The following is a 1,977-nucleotide window of genomic DNA, read 5'->3' on the forward strand; positions in this document are numbered from 1 at the left end:
CAGGAATGGTTATTTATGCAGTCCATGGTTCGTTTCTTAAAAGTTGTTGTTTTCCTTGGTTGGCAAGTCTATTTAAAATTGATTCTGCAGCTTAGAGTCGGTTTTACTATGAAAGTTCATAACATTGATCTCAGCGAAACTAACAGGAAAACAGGACTTTGATTCTTGCCAGGCAGGTGTTGCAGAATAATTAGTGAGTGACAGCAATCAGTCATTCATCCATGCTTAGTTCAGTGATTTTCGCCGACCCATCTTCATGGATGGACAACACATGGCCATCGACGCTGAAGGTGGCTGACACGATCCCTCTGGGATAGGAAATGGTGGCTTTTTTTTGCCATGACCCATCGCTTACCTGACCGTAAACAATAGCAAGATGAGAATCTAACGGCGGGAGTAAACTAAAAAATGTATGTCTTAACTGGTGATAAATAAATTCCGACACATTATCGTTATTGGCAGTGACCAAATGGCTGCCATCGGCGCTGAAGGATGCTGATCTAATATACAAACCACTACAAATGGTGGTTTTTTCTTCCCAGGATCCATTGACCTTACGGCCATAGATTTTTACCTTCCTGTCTTCACCGTGGGTCATCACATGGCGGCTATCGGAGCTGAATCTGGCTGAGTTGATCTGTTTATTATGGGAAATGGTAGCTCTTTCTTCCCATGATCCATGATCGTTCAGGCGATAGATTTTCGCCTTTTTATCTCTACTGCGGGTGATCACACAGCGGCTATCGGGGCTGAAGGTGGTTGAGAGGACCCAATCATTATGAGAAATGATGGCTTTTTCGTTCCATGATCCGTCTTCCAGACCATAGATTATCGCCCTGCCATCTTGACCGGAGGTTACCATATGGCTGCTATCGGCGCTGAATGTGACAGAGAAGAAACGATCCTCATTGGGAAAGATGGCTTTTTCTTCCCATGCCCCATCGTTCTCAAGGCCACAGATTTTCATCCTGTTACCTTCACAACAGGTGATCATATGTCGGCTATCGGCGCTGAATTTGGCTGACCAGACTGGTTTGTCATGGGAAATGATGGCTATTACTATCCATGACCCATCGTTCATCTTGCCATAGATTTTTGCTGTATGATCCAGACTGGTGGTCACCATATAGCAACTATCGGCGCTGAAGGTGGCTGATGTTAAAGAATCGTGGCTAATGATGGCTTTTTCTGCCCATGACTCATCGTCTTCCAGACCATAGATTTTCGCCTTGCCATCGTGACTGGCGGTCACTACATAGCGATCGTTGGCGCTGAAGGTAGCTGACATGAGACGATTATCATGGGTAATAGTGGTTTTTTCTTCCCATGAATGTTCGTCCTTCTTGCCATAGATTCTCGCATTGCGATCTTCACTGGCGGTCACTACATAGTGGCCATCGTTACTGAGCATGAATGATATGACACGACCATTATGGGGGATAGTGCCTTTTGCTTGCCATGAACCATCGGTCTCCCGACCAAAGATTATCACCGTTTTACTATCGCTGACGCTCACCAGATAGCGGCCATCGGCACTGAAGGTAGCAGAGTTGATCTTGCCATTATTGGGGAGGGAGGCTTTTGTCTCAAATATAAATGTTTTGCATTCAATCATCAGTTTAGTGAGAGTGAAAGAGAACAGAGCAGGAAAGTCAATACTCCCATGACGATCCATGACTGACTTGACTAATGCCTTATCCATTGTAAACCGGCTCAACCAATTCTCGAGTTGATCCTTATCTTTTTCAGTGACGATTGTCTTTATTAGAGCCTGGTGTGATGAAGCAATCTGGCGATACCATGCCCTAGCCATTGAAGTATCATTTTTGAGCGTGTTGTTAATGTATGAATTTGCCCGTGTTAAACGGGCAATATCACGGGTCTGCAAATATCTATAAATTTTGGATTGTATTTCAATGGGTAAATCGAGCAATAATGAAATCTTGTTCTTGTCACGTACAATGACGTCCTTGCCCA

At 44.3% G+C, this 1,977-nt stretch carries 1 protein-coding gene; it reads right to left on the reverse strand.

Going from position 1 to position 1,977, the window contains the following annotated elements:
* Positions 1-211: 211 nt before the first annotated feature.
* The coding region (locus KDK17_RS03605) for a WD40 repeat domain-containing protein (RefSeq protein WP_257287361.1) at positions 212-1,977 on the reverse strand (1,766 nt) is incomplete at its 5' end.

Source organism: Endozoicomonas sp. SESOKO2, from assembly GCF_024606245.1.
Taxonomy (GTDB): domain Bacteria; phylum Pseudomonadota; class Gammaproteobacteria; order Pseudomonadales; family Endozoicomonadaceae; genus Endozoicomonas_A.